The organism is Paenibacillus sp. PDC88 (assembly GCF_900106725.1).
Classification (GTDB): Bacteria; Bacillota; Bacilli; order Paenibacillales; family Paenibacillaceae; genus Paenibacillus; species Paenibacillus shunpengii.
In genome coordinates this window covers 640,562-663,151 of the sequence record NZ_FNNT01000002.1, presented here as the reverse complement: position 1 = coordinate 663,151, position 22,590 = coordinate 640,562, and the positions used below count along the sequence as shown (strand labels likewise).

The following is a 22,590-nucleotide window of genomic DNA, read 5'->3' as shown; positions in this document are numbered from 1 at the left end:
CCCCTCCTAACAATCATTGTAATTCAATTTGCTTCAGTATGTACTGCGTAATTTCATCTGCATTGAGTTTTTCGGAATCAATATGTTCTGCGAACGCACTAGTTTGAAGAGCACTCAAGCATTTTTCTGTCTGCTGAAACTGCCATCCCCCTACGGTATCCCCTCGAATGGTTAGCCTCTCATGGATCGAAGCCTTAGAAGCCATTAGAGTGAAATGGTATACTTTATCCAGCATCTCAAACGCATCCTTAATGTAATTAAAATTGTATGGTTTATACAGCGTCATTGGAACAATCAGGTTCCTGTTATATTTGAGCTTGACCATCTTAGCGACTTCCACGACAAGCACTCTCCACAAGTCCAAATCTTGAAAATCCCCGCTTCGCTCGTGCTCCTGTCTCATCGAATCAGGTATTAACTCTCTCAGCAAATAACCAGACAGCTCCGGATCAACGATCATACTGTTAGGAATAAGCTTGGCAATATTCTCTGCTTGCGTCGTCTTTCCTGCCCCAAATGCCCCATTGATCATAACGATCATTGTTATTTCCTCCTGTTGTTGATATCAGAATTTGAGAACTTATAATGTAGAACTATTGTTAACGCTATCAAAATCATTCCTTAAAATGGCATACATTCTTTGATCTACGAACTCGCCCTTCATTTTCAGCTGACCTCTTAGTATCCCTTCCCATTTCATACCCAGCTTCTCCATCGCACGCGCGGAACCCGCATTATTATAACTGCATCTACCCTCAATACGATTAAAGCCCAAGAGCATAAAGCCATACTCGATGATCAGACGGGTCGCTTCCGTAATTATACCTTGATTCCAATACGAACGTGAAAGGGCAAATCCAATCTCAGTTTTTTCGTGAGTCAGATCCCACTGTATTAGCCCTGTTCTGCCGATCAGCTTATTTTCGACCTTATCAATAATCCCCCAGTGATATGCTTCTTTCTCGCTATATTTTTGGATTAAACGACTAATAAATGCCCTAGAATCTGTAATCGATTGATGCTTGTCCCACAAGGTATACGTAGCAACAGCTGGATCAGATGCCAGCTCATAGTACGCCTCTGTATCATCCATTGTTATTTTTCTTAATAACAGCTTACTCGTTTCAAACTCCGGTTCAGTTTCGAATAGCTGATCGACGTTCACGTTCAGTTCCCTCCACTTCTCTGATCTGCAAAGATGTTAATTTCTAACTCATTCAATACTTCAATTGCTTCTCTTACAGGCAGTTTGGGCAACCGAAATTCCTCATCCATTGTTGGGAAGATCTCAAGTACTTAATCTCGGTTTCTCCATTACTATATTGAACGCTAAATTTATTGTTCACTAGAGAGACGCTTCTCTTCTGATCCGTTTGATATAATTGACACCTTATATTCCTATCTTTATTTTGATGATAATAGAGTAATTTGCTAACATTTTCAAAAGGGAACGCATTCAAATGTGCCAGGCATATCTGTTCTAGATATTTGTAAGACGGTTTCTGTAACGGGACATTAAGTATTGATAAATAACGGGTCACTTGATCGCATAAATTTTGCATAACGGCCCCCAGTATTCTGATAATAAGAACAACACAAAAATAAACACTTTACTATAAATCTGTTCGTTATCATACATATTACCTAACATAATCATCACAACAATTGTATGTATTGCTTAAGCAACAAAAGCGCTTTCATTTGCTGATTGAGCTTCAGTAGCATTCAAATTATACTAATACCGTAACACGTAGGGTTAGGAAATTCGACATTCTACACGAATGGAATACACCACTTTTATACCTTATTGATGTATTAATAGAAAGGATGTTTTAACATGGGAAGATTAACAGGCAAAGTAGCGATCATCACCGGAGCAGCTAGCGGCATGGGTCTTGCTGGAGCCCAACTCTTTGCAAGAGAAGGAGCAAAGGTGGTAGCTACAGACGTCGTCCAAGACGTCCTACAAGAAAAAGTAAACGAAATCATCGCTTCAGGAGGGGATGCCGTCGCACTTAAGCTTGATGTATCAAATCCTGAATCATGGAATGTCGTTGTGGAAGAAACGATCGCTAAATATGGAAAGATCGATATTCTAGTTAACAATGCTGGAATTCATATTGCTAAAGGCATACTCGATGCTGAAGTACCCGATTGGAATAAGGTTATGGACATTAACACTTCTGGTGTATGGCTTGGTATGAAAGCTGTAATTCCACACATGCAAAAGAACGGAAAGGGTTCTATTGTAAATACCTCTTCTATTGCAGGAATTATTGGCGGTATCGCTGACGCACAAGGTGCTGCATACAGTGCTTCTAAAGGTGCAGTCCGTTCATTGACTAAGCATGCAGCTCAATGGTTCGGAAAAGATAACATCCGTGTTAACTCTGTTCACCCGGGAGCTATATTTACTGGAATGGTTGAGAAGGCCGGGATTAAATCACAAGTAGAGATGGGTGAGCACTACAAGAATTTGGCACCTCTCCCCCCTCATGCAGGTGAAGCTATGGATATTGCTCATGCTTACTTGTTCCTTGCTTCCGATGAAGCCAAATTCATCACTGGCGTTGAACTACCTGTCGATGGCGGCTGGACAAGCAACTGATAAATAAAGCTATGTAAGAGCTTCGGTGATTAACAACCGAAGCTCTTACTTTAAACCTGACTAAAATTTGTGTGATATGTTTCATTCGAACGATTAAGCCTTGTCAATTCCAGCAGCTGCTCAGCCATATACGCAGGATTATACTTATAATTACTTTGCACCCATTCTGTGATAATTCCCAGGACAGCGTTGGCCTGATAGCATGCCATGAGTTCTTTATCAATCGCCGGGTTAGGAGAAATTATCGTTACATCCTCCATATATAAACTTTTTAGCGCTTCGTATATGCGAGTATGGTATTCCGGCAATATATTTGTTTTTACTAATAAAGTATAGAACGAACGAAATTGCTGCACATGGTCGAAAATTTTAATGGCTGAAGGATCTAGGCTTTGTATATTAAAGTTCTGATAATTCATATAAGGGCTCCGATACGCAATGATCAGATCAGATAGAACATCCTCAAAAACTTCCTCCAACAGCTCCTCTTTACAGGAGTAATGCTTGTAAAAAGTACCTCGATTTAATTCTGCCGACATTACAATATCTGTTATTGTAATTTCATCAAATGATTTGAATAACATCCACTTCAGCAGAGACTCCTTTAGTGCATGTTTGGTTTTAGTCACTCTCCGATCAACTGGCTGTGTTTTAATCATAACCATTCCCCTTTAATTATCTAACAGATTTACCAAAGAAGCGTTCTAGTTTTTGTTCAATCTATTAAGAGATACATTTATTATACTATTAGAGGAAAAATAATAAAACGAGAGTAGTTCCATACTAAAAGTAATTCTGAATAATAATCTGTATTCATGCCTCTGCGTCATGTTCTTGCAATTTTCCGGCTGCTTTATCCATTAAAGATGACAAATTTAGATTGGCCAGATCAATAATGCCATGGATGGTCTTATGAATTTCATCCGGATGAGTTACATGAAACAAATAATTTGCTTCTCCTTCGGATGGTAATACCACATCAGTATTCCCTGTCTCAGCTTGCTGTCGGTGAAGGACCTCTTTAAAAGAGGATGCACTTCTAATTATCGCTGTATCCCGCTGACTACGAGCAACTCGCTCCTCAAGAACATGATCCGGAGGGTCTAAATGAACAATGACGCTGATAAATCCACCTTTATGAAATCTGGACAGCATATCTAAACGACTCTTATAGCTCCGATTTGAATTGCATAGAATGAGATGATAGTCTGTCTGCTCTACCGCATAATCTACAATGGTTTGAGTGACAGCGAATTTAATATGGTTAGGTCCATGTTTAGGCAGCAAGTTTCTATAGTATGTATTTATAAATGCTGCTTGATTATCTTGATCGATGACGAGTGAGGGATGGAGCTCTTGCTCCAAAGCTCGGGCAAACGTCGTTTTTCCACTATGTGTCTTACCTACGGTGATAATGACTAACCTGCTCACAATATGCCGCCTCCTTCCATTTACCTCATTTAAAAAACCTCAGTCGTGCAAATTCAACATTTGTTAACTATAAGTATTTCTTAAATCCTCTACTTACTGAACCACTATAGCCACATCGTTCAAAAAAGCCATGTGCTCGCTCCCTCTTTGAGCTGCTTAGAAGCATTAGCTTGTGACAATGAATGGTTCGGCAATACTCTTCTGCATAGTCTAACAACTGTTGTCCAATTTTTGTGCTGCGATGATTTTCGTGAACCACAATATTTTCAATCAATCCATAAGGTCTGGTACCATGCAAGGCTTGAAGACAAATATTTAAGGTTAACGTTCCTAATATAGCCCCTTGATCCTCGAATACTAGCAAAAAATTCATAGGGTCAAGTCTAATTCTTTCAATTTGATCCTCAACAACATTCATTTTTCTGCTGTTTGGAACAAGCATCCTATATAGATCATACAGTTGTTCCCTATCTTCTCGTCTAGCTTCACGTATCATACAGAACCAACCCTTTAAAATTTTTGTAATTGTTTACCCACATATTACAGATAGACAATTATATCCATTTTATTACATCACAAGGGTACTTTAAAAGCAATAATCTCCTCTGGTTAAGGAATCTATCTCGTGCGCTCAGCAAGTTAAATTTATATCATATACAATGAAAAGAACGATCTAGCAGCGCTAAATCGTCCTATGTCATAACTATGATGGGTTACTCTACTCCGTCCGGATCCTCTGTCAGTAATTCCGCCCATTCAAGCAGCTGGTCAAGCTCGGCTTTAGCGCCTTGCTGCTCAGCCATTAGACTGTACCTGAGACCTTCCTCGTCCCAGCTGATGATATTGATCTCTTTCATATAATCCCCTTTTTGACCTCTTACCGTGACCTTTTCTCCAAATCCACCATCCTGAACATCCTCTCCGGGAGATTTGAAAATAGACAGACTCAGCGGTGTCTTACCTTCTACCAAATAATTGATTGAAACTTCATTTCGATCCAGCTCTCCGCTTGCTTCGTACATTTCTACGGATACTTGATCAAAGCCTTCAGCAGGCATTTGCAAGAAAGATTGACCTAAGGCCTCCCTGGCTTCTTCGATCGTTATGGTTTGAGGCCCCATATTGTCCAAGGCGATGATTTCGGCGTCCTCTGGAATACTCAGCTTAAATGTATCAGGCGTGAATTCCGGAGACTTATCCAGCAGCGTATAAGCAAATTCCGTCGTAATATCTCCCGAGGTGACCTTCGATTTCACAACCATCCAATCTGTAGCATTCACCCAGTATTCCTGTGAACCGATCAAGTTGTTCGCATCCTTATCTAATGGAGTGGCCTTAATATGATATACATCTTGATCGAGCCACTTCTCTTTGCCTACGGTTTCAATGGCATGTGTGCTGCGCATACGTTCGAGTTGGCTTAACATTTTATCCTTTGGCGAGCTCTGCATCGCTTCGTTTTCAAGAGAATCCATTGTGTAGGCGGTATTTTGAGCTTCCTCATATACGATGATTTGCTGTCCATCGTTTACAGAGATACTCTTCCCCGTATCCGGTGTAGCAATCTCATTGCGGTTGTTGCCATTATCAGCGTTATACCACTCCTTGATCGTCATGCTTTCTGTTTTGTTTTCTCCTTCAAAAAGGGTCATCACTCCTTCGGCATAATAAGAGACGGGCTTATTACTTTCTTGGATTGCTTTCTCCACCATCTCTTCACCCGTATATGCTAAAGCTTCTCCTGACTGACAGCCTGTTAACAGCAGCCCTGTAAGTAATATACTTCCGAGGATTCCCATCACCTGATTACCTTTTCGTGTGCTCATCGTTGAATACTTGATTTGTCCCATTTATTCTCATCTCCTTATTATGAAGAGGCAGGCCGCATACAACCAGCGTCCCATACGGATCCTCTGACATAAGCTTGATCGTTCCTTGGTGCTGTTCAATGACTTTCTTAGCAATCGTCAAACCCAGGCCAAAACTGCCTGAACCTGCTTGATTCCTCGACGTTTCTCTTTGATAAAACGGCTCAAATAGTCTGTCCTGAAATTCGAATGGTATGGACTCACCCTCATTCTGAATGAGCAGCAATATGTTCTTAATCGGAGCATTCAATTGCTGTTCTACTCTGGATCTATACGGAGGAAAAATCCATTCCGGAACGCTGCACCCAGGGGATAATGCTGCAAGATAAAGCTTGCCTCCTGATGGTGAATATTTGATCGCATTCGCGATCAGGTTATCCATCATCCGCAGGATCAGCTGAGGGTCGAGTTCAGCATCCCCACTCACTGAAATAGACGTTTCAAGTTGAATGTTATTGCTCCACGCCAGTGACTCATAACCCGTAAGCAGCATTTCCATGAACTCCTCACTATCGACAAGAGCACGCTCTTTATTCGTAATTTTGGATTCCAGCGTTGCATAGAGGTTCAAATCATCCAGCATGTGTCTCATCCGATCCACCTGCCCCATCATGAAGCCAAGATACTCCTGACGCTCTTCAATTGTAAGCCTATTCGTGGCGAGCTCCTCGGCATAAGCTCGAATGGAGGTGAGCGGTGTCTTCAAATCATGGGAAAGAGCGGCAGTCATGAACGCTTTCTCTTCTTGCTGCTGTGAAAGCTTCTTACGTGAGGCTTCTATGGTTCGTCTCATATCCTCAAAGTGAGCCATCAGCTCACGCATCTCCCCGCCCCCTCGGTACTCAGATGGAGGAACCGGCTCATTCGCTGCAAAGGAGCTCATCTGCTTGGTAAGTATACGCATGGGAAGAATCAGCTTGCGACGGGTGAGGAGCAGAACAATAACAAACAGAACAGCTATAAATATGCCAAGGATTCCCGCTACCCAAACCGTACGGCTTCTAATATCCGCTCTCCATTCCTGGCGAGCTAGTGTGATCTGGTAGATTCCAGCCAGACTGCCATTCTCAAACACTGGTTTTTTTAACATATAACTGCGGGGATTGATCTGCATTTCGTACATGTTGCTGTACAATCTTTCGCTGGTTTGCACGAACCCTGTATATTCACTATCTTCCATTGAGGAATAGATCAACACACCATAGGGATTAAACAGTTCAACCTTTAACGCGTCATTCGTGAGCAGGTCAAGCTCTTGTACATCCCATACCGTTCTGAACCGATAAAGCTCCGGGTTCTGCAAATAGGATTCCGCTGCAGATATTTCCGATGAAGCAGCCATATAATCTGTAAAAGAACGCTGTTCATCCAGTTTGTTAATCAGCTGATACAGGACGATTCCAGCCGCAAGGGGGAGCAGCATTAGAATTACAAAGGCAATCAGCAGCCATGTTCTCAGCTTCATTCGGGCTCACCGATAAAGCGATATCCACTGCCCCATACGGTCTGAATATACTTGGGATCTCGGATATTATCCTGCAGCTTCATTCTCAGGCTCTTAATATGCACAGTTACCGTATTTCCACCGTCAATCGCCTCCTGCTGCCATACATGCTCATACAGTTCACTTTTGCTGAATTGTCGACCAGGATGCGAAGCAAGCAGCATGAGCAGCTGCCATTCCTTGCTCGTGAGCGCGATCGGTTCATTTTCAACCATAGCCTGTTTCAGCACAGGATCAATGGTGAGACCGCCATAATAGGTTAAAATATGAGATTTTCCCTCGGTGTCCTTCTGATATTTACGGAACTTTCTCAGGTGAACCTCCACTCGCAAAGAGAGCTCGGTTAAGCTGAAGGGCTTCGTAATATAATCGTCAGCACCAAGTCCAAAAGCCCGGACCTTGCTCTCATCCTCACTCCTCGCGCTCATGATCAGCAAGGGAACCTCGCTCTTGAGTCGAATATTTTTGCATAGCATAAATCCGTCCATTTCAGGCAGCATTAAATCTATCAAGACCAAATCATATTCCCCGCTGCAGAAGTCCTCCCAGCATTCCAGACCCGTTGTCGCCCAGGTTACCGAGTAGTTATCCCGCCGCAAATGATCTCTCACAATCCTTCCTATGCCAGGATCATCCTCAACGATCAGCAGATTGCCTTTGGTTTCAAGATATCCATTGCCATTTGTCTTCTCCATGCTGTATCCTCCCCTTGACATTCATTCTAAGCTGTTTAACTGCAGATTTTGAAAAGTTAATAAATACTTTATAAATTGAATCTAGCTGCTTAAATCAATTGTGAAATTGATTCAATTCGAGTAAAAAAGCAAAAGGAGAGATAGATGCTATCCCTCCTTTAATTCTTCAATTAAAAATGAATTCAACTCTTGTTCCGTCCGGGTATTCCTCCAACTGGTTACCAACCCAACTGCCCGCTCCCCGATTATCAGACGGATCTATGTATTCAATGCTGGCTCCTTCTCCGCCTTCCGCACACATGGCCATGGGCCATTCATCACGATCATAACCACGCTTCGTCGGGACCCCTCTTAATGACTCTTGCCTGTTCTCATCTGCCCCGCCGCGATCAATGGTACATGTATGGGATAGACCTTCATCTATTGCAGCTTGGATATGCTCTGCTGTCTCCGGATATTTATTTGCAGGAAAGACTAACTGAACAACATCCTCATCGTTTGAAGCCGGATATGGTAAGGAATCTTCCCCAAGATACTGTAATGTGCCTGCCAATATAAATAGCCCGATGATGACAGAAATTGCTGATTGAACTAACTTCTTCAAAGCTCTGCTTCCTCCTATGTATAATCTGGATGCGATTGTCTTGTTGGATTAGGAGTGTAATAATGAATTTGTTCCTTTTTCGTATCCATATGGCAGTTTCATCATATCTCAAAAAAGGAATTCTTTCCAACTTTCGAAATGAAGACATTATAGCGATACGATTCCCTTCGTGGTTTTAACTAGAGCTACAATATTTTGTAAAGTTCTTTGGTTCTACGCAATATATGCGTGATATGTCCTTTAATTATGGCATGTATAAACAATCCTTCATTGAATCGATCACCACGGATGTAGCTGGTCATTAATTTTCTAAGGGCTTCCATATCTAACTTCATAATGTGGTCTTGAATATCGTGCTCCACATTTCTATAAATCTCATGTTCACTGATCCACGCTGTCCAATCAAAGACCATGAGAAATCCGGTACGATCTAATTCTTTGCGGAACCTTAACACTTCTTCGCTTTCTAGCACATACCCATTTTTCTCAGTGAAAAAAATAGAGTCCGGGTCTTCAAAATAAGGAAGGTACTCTACCAATATATTTATTTCTTTACTCGTTATTACGGCATCGTATGGCATATGTTATATCCCCCTTTCATTATAGCCGGATCAATTCATTTATTTTTGCTGAGAAGCTGTCCCAATCTCCAGAGTACCCTATGTGCATACCCCATCCGACTGACCTAAGATTATTTCTGAGTTCTACAAGTCCATTCATATCACTAGCAGTTAAATCTGTTTTAGGATATCCGGAATATGTCGGAAACTGTGAAAAATAACGAGAAAGATTCCATAAATCTTCTTCCTGCTCTTTTGAGATCAAGGCCAATGCTTTACCGGTATCCATTAACGTATCAATATCCTCATTGATATCCTCTATTTTTTCAATTACGGTGTCCGCTTCTGACCAAGCCTTCTCTATTTGGTAACCAATTGAGTCCTCTAACTGAATCAATTCATGCTGAAGATTGAAGGACATGCCCGAATAGACATCTTCCATATGATCCGACCTTGAATAAATGTAAGCAATCAAGCCTAGATTTAATAAAACAGAAATGATGATAACAATGTTTTTAATTTTCATGTTTATCCTTTCTTTTTCCGTTTTATAAAATTTCAAATAAGCTCTTTGTGCATATGTATCGTTATCAATCTCTCATTTCCAAAGTTCATTAATTTAATATCGAACGGTTTGAAGCCCTGCTTGGTGTAAAAAGCTAAACCTCTCGAGTTCGTGCTGTGACATGCTAATCGTACCCAATGATACCCCAAGTTGTATTTAGCCTTGCTCAGCATGACTTCAATTAAATACGGAGCTGCTCCTTGACCTCTATAAATAGGCGAAACAATAACGTTACCCAGCCAGCAAACGCTTTCGTCCGAATTATCCCTATAAATATTGGCATAGCCAACCACTTCGCTAGTTCTTTGATCCAGTACTACCGTTAGCTCTAACCGATCCTCAGATATTTGAAGTATTTGCGAGGGTGTTAGTGGATACGTGAATTTGGGACTTACATATTTTAATTCTTTTTCAGTTTGTGGAAATGAACTGATGATCTCAAGATCCTGCTCTTCCAGACTGCGATGAACATACATACCATTCACTCCTTTTCACTTAATGGCTACCAAGACTTATGAAAACTCAAGGGGCAGTCAAATTGTTGGAATCGGATTACCGCTCGCTAGCCATGGCTTCAATCGTTTCGTGAGCAAGCCCCCTAATTCTCTCTAGTCGATTATTTGCTGATGCCTCACACATCACACGTTCACTCCTGTTTAACCACCCCTGACTACAAATAGTTCAGACTGGATTTGAATATGTATCCTGAGAGCCATTTTTTCTCATCCTAATTATAAATACTTATATATATCCATATTGTTCTCAAGGACGATTAACTTCTCTTTATAAGAAAACTCCTGTATAAATTGCGATAACTTTGTATCATTGTAATTTCTATTCCAGTCAATTAGTTTATATATCCCTTCCTTCGTTTCCTTCTTTTTACTTGGCAGTTCACCCGCTAATCGTTTGTAATATCGATGCCAGATCCTCCTTTCTTGCAATTCTAAGGAAGGCTTTAATACGAATATTTTGTCTGCAGTAGATAAGCTTGGTTCAACCCATTTAATGTAGACTCCTTCAAGTATCCACTGATCGAACTGTAGTACTCTTTCAAGCTTCCTTCTCCTAACATCCTCTGGAGTCTTAACCCCATAATGTTCACTAGAATTATCCCAAAAGATATCATCCAGATCGTAGTGTCGTATATTTAACTCCTTTTGCAAAAGATTAGCAATATGAGACTTACCGCTTCCTGCACCACCAATGATATGAATTCGAATGATAATCACCTCCTGAATATTTTCTTTTCACATAACGCACCACGGATCTCTCTTCGATATTTCTTAGTATTCAATAATATCTTCCTGCTATTGTCGATTTATTATATGTTGAATTTCATTCTTTTCTTTTAACTTCAATAACTGGCTCTTCAAAATTCGAGGATATACATTCAACTGCTCCAATTGATCGATAGTAAACCATTGAAATATTAATTTCCCGCCTTCTTCAATGCCTATGAATTGATCCTGAATCTCTGTAATTTCATGTCCCTCAGGAAAATCAATCAAATAATAGAAGCCAATCTCATGAAACAATTTGCCATCATACTCAAAAAAGTCCTCGTTAACAAATAACAGTCCTTTGATTTTAACTTTGATACCCAGCTCTTCTTCCATTTCTCTACTAATCGTCTGATCTGTAGATTCGTTAAATTCTACCCTGCCACCAGGTAAATTCCAGAAGTCATCTGTGAGAGTCGTATGTAAAAGTATTCTATTTTGATGAACAGCGATACCAGCAACCCTAAAATTAAATTTAATGTTGTTTTGCTCAAATGTGATCATACACTACCTCTTTTCATTCAAAATTTGATTTAAAATCTCTTTCATCGTTTCTTCCGGTTCTCGATCTTCGGTATATACGATTTGCTTGGCCAGCTTATAATTCGATTCATGGTCAACAAAATGTCGGTTGAAATCAAGCCCCGACCGTTCACATAGAATTAGCGCTGACTTCTCACGATTCTGTGAAGGAATTAACAAGAAGACAAAAGGTTCATTTAACATTGCTTTCTCCACTTTCCCAAATAACTCTGGGTCTTCATAGACAGAATGACCTGCTCCAAAATCAATAATATGATCTCTGTATTCCTCAAGGACCCTGACCACCAAGTGAGCTTCAAACGGTTTCCAATATTTATATTTCTCCCTAATTCAGCAATTGTTGATTTCCCTGTACTAATGGGACCTATAAATATGATATTTGACATTCAAATCTCCTCTAAGCCTAAAATGATATTTGTTCTGCCTCTGACTTATGATGGTATTTAATGTAGATTCATAACCACCAGCCCTAGATATTTCTTATCCAAGGCTGGTGGCTGCCAACTTCTTTTATTTCGATATCAATATTTGATCATTTACAAAGGCTTTCAGGAAGAAAAGCTCGTCACCCTGAGGACTTCTAAGATTATTTTGTTCAAAACACTCAATCGCATGATCCAATGATATGGATTTCACAGCTCTATTGCACGAGGTGAGTTGATTCCAGAATACGTTCATCTCATCCAGATCACAAATGGATTCATGGCCGAGCAGAAAATGATTTGCATCATACTTTTGGATATCTTCGATCATAGGTAGTAATTGAGAGGCTTTATAATGAAATATAGCATCCGTAGTCGTCCCATACACACTATCACCTAGAAAAATAGTCTTATCATCGGGGACATAAACGATTGTAGAATCATCCGTGTGCGTACTTCTAATCCGTTCAAGAATACAGACCTTATTCCCCAGATCAACAGTTAGAGATTCTTCGAACACTAAATCGGGAGAGCTTAATTTAAATTGATCTCTCTCCGGTATTTCTTGCTGAATTATTTCCATACACTGCGAAGTTATTTTATTAGACTCTACATACTCTTGGAGTGAACGATCATCATAGGAATACTTTCGCCAAACATCCATTTTTTGATGGGTTAAGCTATTCACAATAACCGTCGTATTGAATTCATTCATCCCTAAGAAATGATCCCAATGGGCATGAGTGATAACCAAGTATTTGATAGGCGGTACATCTAAATGTTCGATTTCCTTCAAAAATTGTCTAGCATGTACAGCGGAGCTCCCACCATCGACCACGAGGCTATACTTTTCTCCACAAATTAACCCCAATGTTGGTCTTTCTTTATCATTTTGATTAGATAGATAATAGATGGATTCACTTAATTTATTCAGCATGTCCATTCTCCTCTTCGATTGATTCTAAACCTAACAAGAGAAAATTCACATGCTATTTCACATTTAGATTCTCTCATTTTATTTCGTTACCAATGGAAGCACCTCACTTTTCATATTAAATACCGCTGGCTACAAATTTATCACATTCTCTACTAGCCGCTAATGGCTTGATTTTGTACGACAATTCCTTGAGCTTCACACCAATTCCGTAAGAACTTAATATGTTCATTAAAATAATGATCATTTTGCCAAGCTCCCCATATCGGTGCATTGCCTGTATGAAGACCCATTAGCCAAATATCTCTGATCGCTACGAATAAAGGAATAGCGCTGAGTTCCGTACTCGACAGGGGTTTGATCCTTTGATAGGAGTTAATAAATAATGTCCAATTCTTGTTCTCAAAAGCATCCTTATCTTTATGCATCACTTTGTTCCAAAGATACACCGAAACGTCATACGATCGGTATCCATATCCACAGCAATCAAAGTCAAACTGCGTCAGCGTATCTTCATGAAAATGTACATTTCCTCCATGGAGATCGCCATGACATACACCCCACTCAAGATCATGTGATAATTCTTCAATTCGACTTCGTAGTTCGACGGATAACGTTTGCAAGTAATCGAAGTCCTCAGGTCTATGCGATAAAAAAGGACGTATATTCTGCAACGGTTCATCCAATAGATGATTCAGATCAATCTCAAATCTGGTATGTTCACTTTTAAAATCATTCATAGCAAGATGCATTCGAGCTACCTCTTCACCAAACCATTCACTTTTATCCTCTGCTTCAGAATACTCACCGTCTGCGTATGTAAATAGCACCATGTAACGCAAACCTTCTGGCGCCTGTAAATCATACAAATATTCGTTATTTTTTGTTGGTACCGGGGAAGAGACGGATATTCCCTTTGTTTTCAAATCATTCAGAAGCTCCACCTCGAACAAAATATCTGCTTTGGTACGCCAATGGGCTTTGTAAATCCTCAGAACATATTGTTCTGCGAGAGTTTTGACTAAATATGTATCATTTAATCCGTTTACAAGAAAACGACACTCCTTCACTTCCCCAATCGAATACAACTCATTCACCAGAATTAGTAACGAATTTGAGGAAACTACTGAGTGGTTATAAGTTACTGTCGTCATATCTTATGATCCTCCGTCTCATTGATACATTATGTATTGCTACCTGACTCGAAAGAATCATACCATATTTTTACTGGTAATATATACCGATTTCAGCTTGAATGGTCTCGTAAAGCCCTTGATCTCACTTTCCGATCCATCCTCATGCTCTAATTCGGTTCGGATGAACCATCGATTGCCGATTGAATTATATTAGTAAAAATTGTCTTTTATTTCTTGTTAATATATGGTACGCTCCATTTGTTATTCTGGATAATGAATCTTGAATAACAAATGAACAGGGGGATATTGATGAAGAAAAAAGAAGGTAATAACACATACATTTCACAGGATTTTTTAGAGGATATGGTGTCACTGGAAAATCACTCCTTCGCGGAAAGGAGCTTCTTAAACTGTTATGAGTAAAAAAAATACGCTATAATCATTGTTTTAGTCGTTATAGTTCTTTTTCTACTATCGATTATTTTTCTAAACGGATATAATCAGTCAAAAAACGAGGCTAAAGCCTACTATAACGGATTTGTTTTAAGTCTCCAATCGCTGGATCGGTCCTTAGCTCTTATTGAGGAAAGCGACGAGCCTGATGAAATTTCTCCACTGATGGTTGATGTTATAGCTTATATTAATATGGTGTGTGATCGATTAGATCTTTTTGTACAAAAAAATACAAATAACTTTCTCGAACTGGCTAATCTGGATAATGAGTTTCACTTACTGAAGCATCAATATATAGGACTGGTAAGAAATCAAGTTTCAAATCCAGACGCATCCAACGTCCAAACGAATCTGAGTTAAGAGAACAAGTCCGTTTATTAATGGACGAATTACCGAAAGAGCTCAACAATACAAGAGATTTTTCTCAGGAATTTGACAGAGTGGCTAAAGAGTTCAGACCATTCATTAATTAAGAGCTAAAACTAACTACCCTCCATGTGAAATTAAACTCCTTTGGAGGGTTATTTGGTGCTTTTCAAATTACGAATTCACCACTTCATTCCAAGCCTTATAAAACTCTTTTACAGAGCTGTACCTCTTGCGCCTGTCCTGACTAGTTGCTTTCCGCGCCACCTTATACAGTGCTTCACTTGCATCCCATCTCTCAAGGGTTCGATCAAGCTCACCGCCCAATAACACGAATGCCGTTGCTCCCATGGTATACACATTGGTTCGACTATCAATCTCTGCACCGAGTTCAAATTCTTCTGGAGACATGAATCTGGATGATCCCCATAATCTTCCCATCTGATTGTAAAATGGTTTCTTCTCATAGTAATCAATATCACAAATTCTAGTTTCATCATTCACAAAATCATATATAACACTTCCATCATAGAAATCAATGGCGGCATAACCTTTTCCCTCTGCAAAAACATGAAAGTCAAAGATGCGATTTAATGACCGAAGTCTTTTCTCGATGGATAAATGCTTGAACCTATAGAAGGGAGAATCAGGATCTGTATATTTGGCTGGAGGAGGATAAGCCCAGTGAGAATGAAGGCATTCGCCATCAAACCATTTAAATATTGCCACATAGCCTGAAGCTACTTCATAATGATCGATAAGCTCCACTAGGACCGGATGTTTTAGCTCCTCATACAATGAGGCAGCTTCCACCAATTTAGCGACTGCATACTGAGGGTCTCCTTCGTATTCCATCGTCCGGGCTCCGGCAAATTTTACAAAACGCTTCTCTCCTGCCTGCTCTACCCCAAAGCTGATATTACCTGAATCCTGCTGATCAAACACCGTAAATACAGTTCCAAGCTGACTAAGCCAACTGAAATCAAGATGTTCCTTAAGGCAAAAGGAAACCTGATCTATTTGATAGACGATAGGACTGCTCATTCTTCACCTCCTGCTCGTAATTACTTACTTAACTGTGGACCCGTAAAAAATAAGCCTGTTTCCAAATGGATCAATGACACAGCATTCCTCACTGCCCCATGGCATGCTTTCTAATCCAGGCCTGGAGAAGTGATATTGTTTGGCTAGCAGATATTGATGAAATTGTTGAATATCATCTATTTCGATTCGAATGGCTCCTCCTGGACTGCAATCTCCATAATGCTCGCTTAAATGTATCCTAAGTCCATTCTTGGATATCTGCATATACAAGGGTAGATTCGTCTCAAAACGATGCTCCCAATCCACCTGAAACTCTAAATATTCGATATAAAACTCTCTTGCTTTCCTCTCATCGAAGATCCGTAGGATAGGAATCACTTCTCTAAACCTCATATTCATAGACATAATAGCATCTCCTTCTAGTGTGATATTCCGTTTTATTTCCTCATATTAATCACTGTCCCTTGCTGATCTCTCTTCAAATCTTCAAATACAGGTCTTTGCACGGAGCTTATATCCTCTATTACAATCTCTTCAAGGAATTTAAATTCAAGAGTTAGAGATTCCTGATCGACATCGTTATAAATAAGAGTACGGTCGTCTTCAGCAATCCTGCCCTCCAAGTCTGCTTCCGCATGAAAAATAAACATGACAAAAACGACTTCATTTCCATCTGGATACCGATATTTCATTCGTGAGCCGCTATAAACGGAATAAAGCTCATGCTGTTTCACCAAAAGGCCTGTTTCCTCAAACACCTCTCTGATCATCGTCTCTTCAATGGACTCACCAGCCTCCATTCCACCACCTGGGAGCCCCCAATCCTCATAATCCGATCTTCTCTGCATTAATATCCGGCCGAGCTTATCTCGTATAATAGCTCCACCTGTTACAATAATTTTCATCTTCGTTTATCCCTCTCGCAGCTTCAAAATATAATTCTGATAATAATGGATAGGACTTGAAACATCATCGGTTAGATTACTTGTAAACACAGCAGCTAATTGTCTCTGTTTGTTAACAAATATGTATTGCCCGCCCATCCCCATAGCATAGAAGGTCTTATCCTCTTCGCTTAAGGGATTCTTGTCTTTTAATATCCACCAATGGTAGCCATATGACGTTTCCTCTACCGACAGGCTTCTTGTTGATTTATCAATCCATTCGGCAGAAATCAGCTGTTTCGAATTCCATTTCCCGTTATGTAAATATAGCATGCCGAATTTCAGCAGATCTTCCGTCTTCATTGCCATGCTGAATCCACCAATTGTAATCCCTTGGGCATCCTGATACCAATTTCAATACCTAACGGCCCAAACAGATTCTTCTTCGCAAAATCGACTGTATTCATTTGTGTTGCCTTCTGCAATATAGCGCTTAACAGATGTGAATTACCACAGCTATACTTCATGTCATTTCCTGGCTCCGACTCAACGGGCTGTTCGAGAACAAACCTCACCCAGTTCTTGGATGGGATCATCGCTTCATTACCTGGCCATTTCAAGCCGGAGGACATCGTTAGTAAGTGTCTTATCGTTATGTTCTTCTTTGTACTATCCATGTCTTCGAAATAATGACCAATCGAAACATCCTCGTTCTCAATATAGCCTTGCTCAATCGCGATCCCGAACAATGCGGACGTTATGCTCTTGGTAACCGAATTGATTTTGAAGGGTTTCTCTTTGGCTTTCCGGTTTTTGTAATATTCAAAAATGACAGATTCACCTTTATATACAACACAGCTAACGATCTTATCTTTTCTAAGTGCTCTTTCAAGGGTGTCTAAACTACTCAATCGAACAACTCCTTTCGCTCAATCTATTAACTTAGCAAATAGTGTTTTCAGGACGAAACAAACTAAATTATAGCAATATAATGTAAATATTGTAACTCGCAATCTCATGTCCATCATTTCACACCTCTAGCATACTAAAAAAGCACACCAAGGTAGACGTAATCGCCTATCTCTTGGCATGCTCTTCAAAATGATGGTGTATAAACTACCATAACTATTCCCTTATCCAATCTGCTCCATTCGAGCAGGCAGCTGCTGCTGTAACTGCAGCAGCTCCTCCCTCACCTTCACAACCTCACCAATAATAATGAGAGCCGGATTCTCAATCGCATTGATCTTGGCAGTCTCCTCGAGCTGATCCAAAGTTGTAACCATGATTCGCTCCTGCTCCGTGGTCCCTCTCTCAATGATAGCAACCGGTGTATCCACTTTTTTTCCGGATGCGATCAGCTCAGTGCGAATAGTAGAGATATGACTCACTCCCATATATATAACCAAGGTGTCCACATACATGGCAAGCTTGCCTATCTCCTGCTGATCTCCGCCCTCTTCCTTTCGGCTTGCTGTTATGCAGGCGAACGAAACCGCTGAGCCACGGTGCGTAAGTGGAATAAGAGCGGAGCTGCCGGCTCCAATCGCGGAAGTAACTCCAGGAATGACTTCATAAGCAATTCCTCGTTCAGCCAGAGCAAGCGCCTCTTCGCCTCCTCGGCCGAAGACGAATGGATCTCCGCCCTTCAATCTGACGACATGATGGCCTGCTGCTGCGTATTCGATAAGCTTCTGCTGTATCTTTTGCTGAGTCATGGCATGAACACCAGGCGCTTTGCCGCAGTAGATTCTCCTTGCCTCAGGCCGCGCATAGCTGAGAATCTCTTCGTTCACCAGACGATCATACAGAATAACATCTGCCTTCTCCATACACCGAAGTGCCTTCAATGTGAGCAGCTCAGGGTCTCCAGGACCTGCACCAACTATGCTTACATATCCGCTGTTCTTCTTCATAACGTTACATAAACGGCACCGCTCGCCGGATCTATTTCGAGCGCATAGGCATCAACCTTGCCCTCATCCGGTGCTTGAACCTCTCCGCTGCAGAGATGGACTTTCCAGTCATGAAGCGGGCAGTGCACATTACTGCCGCATACCATCCCTTCCGAGAGCTTCCCTCCCTTGTGGGGACAACGATTCTCGAGCGCCTTAATGGTACCGTCACTCAGCTTGAACAGAGCAACCTCGGTGTTCTCAATCATCACAACTCTTGTTCCTAGGACATCAATATCGGATTCGTATGCTACCAAATATTTATGACTCATGGCTTATGTCTCCCCCTATTTATCCCTATTCATGTGAGAGCTGATAACGATTCAGCGGCTCGAAGTTCTTCCGAAGCTCTTTGTTCTGAGCGATCTCTTTCCATGGATCTACCGTTTTTGCCAATGTCTCATTGATCCGCGACACGAGCTCAGTTCTATACTGTGCATCAGCTAGTGCTTCCTTGATAGACTCGAGGCCAACTTTTTCGATCCAATCTGAAGTACGCACACCCCAGCTCGCTTGTTCTCTATAATATTGAAGGAATGCAGCAGACCATTCGACGACTTCATCCTCTGTTTTCACTGTGCATAACAGCTCTCCGGCTCTAACCTTAATCCCGCCGTTACCTCCAACATAGATCTCCCATGCTCCATCCAGTGCGACCACACCCACGTCTTTAATTACGGATTCGGCACAGTTACGAGGACAACCGGATACCGCCATTTTCACTTTATGCGGAGCATTTAATCCTTCGAATGTCTTTTCAAGCCGGATGCCCATCGCGATGGAGTCCTTCGTTCCAAATCGACAGAAGGTTGATCCCACACAGGTCTTGACCGTGCGGAGTGTTTTGCCATAAGCATGACCAGAAGGCATATCGAGATCCTCCCACATGCTAGGCAAATCTTCTTTCTTGACACCAAGCAGATCGAGACGCTGTCCACCTGTGAATTTCACCATAGGTACATCATATTTTTCCGCAACCTCAGCAATCCGCTTCAGTTCACCCGGAGAAGTAACACCGCCATATATCCGTGGTACTACTGAGAACGTTCCATCCTTTTGAATGTTCGCATGATAACGCTCGTTCGTGAAACGGGACTCCTTCTGGTCTACATATTCAGACGGCCATAGCATGCCAAGATAATAGTTCAGTGCGGGTCTGCATTTGGTACAGCCTTCCGGCTCATTCCAGCCCATGACGTTCATGACTTCCTTCACATTCTTCAGACCCATTTCCTTAATACCTGCAATGATCTCCTCGCGATCAAGTGTTGTACAGGAACAGATCCCTTCCTTCATCCCTGTCTTCGCTGCATCCCCTGCATAAGCGGTTATCAGCTGTTCAACAATCGGTTTACAGCCGCCGCATGATGCTGATGCTTTGGTACAGCCCTTGACTTCAGCAACACTATGACAGCCCTGACCAATGGCATCAACGACAGTCTGCTTCGTAACGCCGTTACAGCCGCAGACGATTTCGTCCATGGGCATATCCATGATTTTGGCACCTGCAGAGGCCGTATCCAGCTTCATTCCAAGAAGCAGCTCTTTCTCTCGTCCCGCAATCGACTCCCCGCTGCGGATAAGCGAGAACAAGGAAGCTCCATCATTTGTATCTCCGAACAATACGGCTCCAACCAGCTGATCACCGCGGAGCACGATTTTTTTGTAAACACCGTCGATATCATCTTGGTAACGCAAGGAACGGGTATCCTCTGCATCCAGATAATCACCTGCCGAGAATACATCGACACCGGACACCTTCAGCTTCGTCGAAGTAACGGAGCCGTGATAACCCTGGTGCTCCACATTCGCCAAATGTTTAGCCAGCACATTCCCTTGCTCATAAAGGGGTGCTACCAACCCGTAAGTAATTCCATTGTGCTCTGCACATTCACCTACCGCATATACCCCCGGTATACTGGTTTCCATACTGTCGTTTACGATGATTCCACGTTTCACCGCAAGTCCGGCACTCTTAGCAAGTGTTACATTGGGCAGAATGCCGACAGCCATGACAACCAGGTCAGCAGCCAGCTTCTCCCCATCCCGGAATTTGAGCCCACTTACACGCCTCCGTCCGACTAGCTCTGCCGTTTGCTTATTCAGTAAGAACTTCATACCCTGCCCTTCAAGCTCCTTGCGCAGCATGGTTGATGCTGGAATGTCGAGCTGTCGGTTCATTAGATACTCACTGTTATGAATGACCGTCACATCCATGCCCAAATTCAGGAGACCACGCGCCGCTTCTAGGCCCAGCAATCCTCCCCCGATGACGGCCGCCTTCTTATAATTAGCGGAAGCTTCGAACATCGTTTCACAGTCCTTCACATCTCGGAAGCCGATAACGCCTTCTTTATCCGCGCCGGGCAGAGGGAGTATAAATGCTTTAGATCCTGTTGCAAAAATCAACTGATCATATGGCGCCTCTACTCCTGATGCGGAAGTGACCGTCTTCTTCATTGTATTGACTTCAATAACAGGATCCCCTGTATATAAGCGAATATGATGCTCCTCATACCAAGACCATTCATTTATGATAATGTCATCTACTGACGTTCCACCCGCGAGTACCGAAGACAACATGATTCTATTGTAATTTGGGTAAGGCTCCTCCCCGAAAACGGTTATTTCGTATTTCTCCGGTGCAAGCTTGAGCAGATGCTCAATGGTTCGAATACCAGCCATCCCGTTACCGATAAGTACTAATTTGCTGCGTTCAGACATATTGTACCTCTCCCTTCCGAAATCCCTCTCTTTATGAACAAAAAAAGCCTGCCGCGCTATCAACAGAGAACACAGTTGTTCCCTGGATCAAACGAGGTCAGGCTTCGTTGCCATTCCTAGACGAATACGCCATTGTATTCGAAGACGTTTATGAATTTGATGTTATTACTATAATTTGTTTTTTATTTTATGTCAATATACTTTACGCAGTGATCCGTGTTACATTAATATCTATGTATAATAAACTGATTTGACGTGAGGTTTTCTCACAAATTTAATAATAACAGTGTGTTTTTTCACAAAATAAGGATTGCTTTTTGGAAACAAACGAGAGAAAATGAACAAAATGATGAAACGGAACCAATCCATGGCATTATGATTTTTCAACAAATAAGGAGGTGCCCAGGCTTCCATGCGTTCTTTATTACTTGTAGAAACCCATGTCCAAGATGCCGGCCTGACACAAGAGCATACTCGCCCCCAATCCCTGCTGGAGTCCAGTGGTTATCTTGTTCTCGCTGCGGGTAATGAAGCCGACATCCACGCGCATATATCCAAGGCAGACGCCGCCATCTTGCACCTGCCTGTGTACGAGATTCAGTCGTGGAGCGAGAAGCTGATTCAGATCAAGCCTCTGCCTCTCTTGTGGTGGTGCAGTCCGGATGCAGCTAGTGCTTCTATCACTTCCTGTGAAGTCGAGGCACCCATTGATGGAATATTGACTCCTGCCATGAAGGAGCATGAGCTTGATTGGACGCTGCACTTTAGTGAGAAACGTTTTTTCGAAAGACAGGAATGGGCCAGTGAACGCAAACAGCTGCTCGCCAGGATCGAGGATCGTAAATGGATTGACATGGCTAAAGGTATTCTTAGTGATATTAATCGTATTAGTGAATCCGAGGCTTACGACCTTCTCCGCAAAAAGGCGATGAATGAACGAAAACGGATCGTAGACGTCGCTGTCTCCATCGTCAAGGCCCATCAAATGCTCAAAGCTTAAGCATCGTAAGG

28 protein-coding genes are annotated in these 22,590 nt (G+C 41.7%); 2 read left to right on the top strand and 26 right to left on the bottom strand.

Annotated elements, in window-relative coordinates:
• Window positions 1-13: 13 nt before the first annotated feature.
• Window positions 14-541, bottom strand: coding sequence for a tunicamycin resistance protein (locus tag BLW49_RS09635; RefSeq protein ID WP_090724272.1), 528 nt, complete (start codon window positions 539-541; stop codon window positions 14-16).
• Between the two features lie 39 nt (window positions 542-580).
• Window positions 581-1,165 (bottom strand): GNAT family N-acetyltransferase, encoded by a 585-nt coding sequence (locus BLW49_RS09630; RefSeq protein ID WP_218145884.1) that lies wholly within the window; start codon window positions 1,163-1,165, stop codon window positions 581-583.
• 672 nt (window positions 1,166-1,837) lie between these two features.
• On the opposite strand from BLW49_RS09630, the gene BLW49_RS09620 reads away from it, so the two are divergent.
• Complete coding sequence (locus tag BLW49_RS09620) at window positions 1,838-2,608, top strand: SDR family NAD(P)-dependent oxidoreductase (protein WP_090724270.1); 771 nt, start codon at window positions 1,838-1,840, stop codon at window positions 2,606-2,608.
• A gap of 50 nt (window positions 2,609-2,658) precedes the next feature.
• On the opposite strand, the gene BLW49_RS09615 is transcribed toward BLW49_RS09620, so the two are convergent.
• From BLW49_RS09615 to nirB, 24 genes are all read right to left on the bottom strand, one after another.
• Window positions 2,659-3,267 carry a TetR/AcrR family transcriptional regulator gene (locus tag BLW49_RS09615; RefSeq protein ID WP_177178692.1) on the bottom strand — a complete coding sequence of 203 codons (609 nt, stop codon included), beginning with the start codon at window positions 3,265-3,267 and terminating at the stop codon, window positions 2,659-2,661.
• A 154-nt stretch (window positions 3,268-3,421) separates the two neighbouring features.
• Window positions 3,422-4,039: an AAA family ATPase gene (locus tag BLW49_RS09610; protein WP_090724266.1), complete on the bottom strand. Its 618-nt coding sequence runs from the start codon at window positions 4,037-4,039 to the stop codon at window positions 3,422-3,424.
• Between the two features lie 67 nt (window positions 4,040-4,106).
• A complete protein-coding gene (locus BLW49_RS09605) occupies window positions 4,107-4,535 on the bottom strand; it encodes a GNAT family N-acetyltransferase (protein ID WP_090724265.1) in 429 nt (142 codons plus the stop codon).
• A 217-nt stretch (window positions 4,536-4,752) separates the two neighbouring features.
• On the bottom strand, window positions 4,753-5,889 hold the full coding sequence (locus tag BLW49_RS09600) for a LolA family protein (protein ID WP_090724263.1): 1,137 nt from the start codon (window positions 5,887-5,889) through the stop codon (window positions 4,753-4,755).
• On the bottom strand, window positions 5,846-7,372 hold the full coding sequence (locus tag BLW49_RS09595) for a HAMP domain-containing sensor histidine kinase (RefSeq protein WP_090724261.1): 1,527 nt from the start codon (window positions 7,370-7,372) through the stop codon (window positions 5,846-5,848). Before BLW49_RS09595 ends, BLW49_RS09600 begins: the two co-directional genes overlap by 44 nt.
• On the bottom strand, window positions 7,369-8,106 hold the full coding sequence (locus BLW49_RS09590; protein WP_090724259.1) for a response regulator transcription factor: 738 nt from the start codon (window positions 8,104-8,106) through the stop codon (window positions 7,369-7,371). Before BLW49_RS09590 ends, BLW49_RS09595 begins: the two co-directional genes overlap by 4 nt.
• Before the next feature lie 166 nt (window positions 8,107-8,272).
• The gene (locus BLW49_RS09585; protein ID WP_143042103.1) at window positions 8,273-8,710 is read right to left on the bottom strand and encodes a NucA/NucB deoxyribonuclease domain-containing protein; all 438 of its coding nucleotides are present in this window, start codon (window positions 8,708-8,710) and stop codon (window positions 8,273-8,275) included.
• A 185-nt stretch (window positions 8,711-8,895) separates the two neighbouring features.
• Window positions 8,896-9,291, bottom strand: coding sequence for a DUF6508 domain-containing protein (locus tag BLW49_RS09580; protein ID WP_090724257.1), 396 nt, complete (start codon window positions 9,289-9,291; stop codon window positions 8,896-8,898).
• 19 nt (window positions 9,292-9,310) lie between these two features.
• The gene (locus BLW49_RS09575; RefSeq protein ID WP_143042102.1) at window positions 9,311-9,796 is read right to left on the bottom strand and encodes a hypothetical protein; all 486 of its coding nucleotides are present in this window, start codon (window positions 9,794-9,796) and stop codon (window positions 9,311-9,313) included.
• Between the two features lie 32 nt (window positions 9,797-9,828).
• Window positions 9,829-10,311 carry a GNAT family N-acetyltransferase gene (locus BLW49_RS09570; protein ID WP_090724254.1) on the bottom strand — a complete coding sequence of 161 codons (483 nt, stop codon included), beginning with the start codon at window positions 10,309-10,311 and terminating at the stop codon, window positions 9,829-9,831.
• A 255-nt stretch (window positions 10,312-10,566) separates the two neighbouring features.
• On the bottom strand, window positions 10,567-11,067 hold the full coding sequence (locus tag BLW49_RS09565; RefSeq protein WP_090724253.1) for a P-loop NTPase family protein: 501 nt from the start codon (window positions 11,065-11,067) through the stop codon (window positions 10,567-10,569).
• A 78-nt stretch (window positions 11,068-11,145) separates the two neighbouring features.
• Window positions 11,146-11,622 (bottom strand): NUDIX hydrolase, encoded by a 477-nt coding sequence (locus BLW49_RS09560; RefSeq protein WP_076313704.1) that lies wholly within the window; start codon window positions 11,620-11,622, stop codon window positions 11,146-11,148.
• Between the two features lie 3 nt (window positions 11,623-11,625).
• Window positions 11,626-11,844 carry a hypothetical protein gene (locus tag BLW49_RS09555; RefSeq protein WP_143042101.1) on the bottom strand — a complete coding sequence of 73 codons (219 nt, stop codon included), beginning with the start codon at window positions 11,842-11,844 and terminating at the stop codon, window positions 11,626-11,628.
• A 327-nt stretch (window positions 11,845-12,171) separates the two neighbouring features.
• Window positions 12,172-13,020 (bottom strand): MBL fold metallo-hydrolase, encoded by an 849-nt coding sequence (locus tag BLW49_RS09550; RefSeq protein ID WP_076313702.1) that lies wholly within the window; start codon window positions 13,018-13,020, stop codon window positions 12,172-12,174.
• A gap of 152 nt (window positions 13,021-13,172) precedes the next feature.
• Window positions 13,173-14,171: a phosphotransferase enzyme family protein gene (locus BLW49_RS09545; protein WP_076313701.1), complete on the bottom strand. Its 999-nt coding sequence runs from the start codon at window positions 14,169-14,171 to the stop codon at window positions 13,173-13,175.
• A gap of 57 nt (window positions 14,172-14,228) precedes the next feature.
• Window positions 14,229-14,354, bottom strand: coding sequence for a DUF3977 family protein (locus BLW49_RS29460; protein ID WP_143042109.1), 126 nt, complete (start codon window positions 14,352-14,354; stop codon window positions 14,229-14,231).
• 792 nt (window positions 14,355-15,146) lie between these two features.
• Window positions 15,147-16,016: a protein kinase family protein gene (locus BLW49_RS09540; RefSeq protein ID WP_076313700.1), complete on the bottom strand. Its 870-nt coding sequence runs from the start codon at window positions 16,014-16,016 to the stop codon at window positions 15,147-15,149.
• Between the two features lie 24 nt (window positions 16,017-16,040).
• A complete protein-coding gene (locus BLW49_RS09535; protein ID WP_256209687.1) occupies window positions 16,041-16,421 on the bottom strand; it encodes a VOC family protein in 381 nt (126 codons plus the stop codon).
• Between the two features lie 32 nt (window positions 16,422-16,453).
• Complete coding sequence (locus BLW49_RS09530) at window positions 16,454-16,921, bottom strand: NUDIX domain-containing protein (protein WP_076313699.1); 468 nt, start codon at window positions 16,919-16,921, stop codon at window positions 16,454-16,456.
• A gap of 6 nt (window positions 16,922-16,927) precedes the next feature.
• Window positions 16,928-17,269: a serine hydrolase domain-containing protein gene (locus tag BLW49_RS29135; protein ID WP_256209686.1), complete on the bottom strand. Its 342-nt coding sequence runs from the start codon at window positions 17,267-17,269 to the stop codon at window positions 16,928-16,930.
• The gene (locus BLW49_RS29130) at window positions 17,260-17,811 is read right to left on the bottom strand and encodes a serine hydrolase domain-containing protein (RefSeq protein WP_256209685.1); all 552 of its coding nucleotides are present in this window, start codon (window positions 17,809-17,811) and stop codon (window positions 17,260-17,262) included. The genes BLW49_RS29135 and BLW49_RS29130 overlap by 10 nt, the downstream gene beginning before the upstream one ends.
• A gap of 222 nt (window positions 17,812-18,033) precedes the next feature.
• Window positions 18,034-18,816, bottom strand: coding sequence for a uroporphyrinogen-III C-methyltransferase (cobA, locus tag BLW49_RS09520; RefSeq protein ID WP_090724251.1), 783 nt, complete (start codon window positions 18,814-18,816; stop codon window positions 18,034-18,036).
• Window positions 18,813-19,127, bottom strand: a complete 315-nt coding sequence (locus tag BLW49_RS09515; RefSeq protein ID WP_076313696.1) for a Rieske 2Fe-2S domain-containing protein — start codon at window positions 19,125-19,127, stop codon at window positions 18,813-18,815. Before BLW49_RS09515 ends, cobA begins: the two co-directional genes overlap by 4 nt.
• A 25-nt stretch (window positions 19,128-19,152) precedes the next feature.
• A complete protein-coding gene (nirB, locus tag BLW49_RS09510; protein ID WP_090724250.1) occupies window positions 19,153-21,579 on the bottom strand; it encodes a nitrite reductase large subunit NirB in 2,427 nt (808 codons plus the stop codon).
• A gap of 412 nt (window positions 21,580-21,991) precedes the next feature.
• Between nirB and BLW49_RS09505 the strand changes: the two genes are divergently transcribed.
• Window positions 21,992-22,579, top strand: a complete 588-nt coding sequence (locus BLW49_RS09505) for an ANTAR domain-containing response regulator (protein ID WP_076313694.1) — start codon at window positions 21,992-21,994, stop codon at window positions 22,577-22,579.
• The last annotated feature ends 11 nt before the right edge of the window (window positions 22,580-22,590 follow it).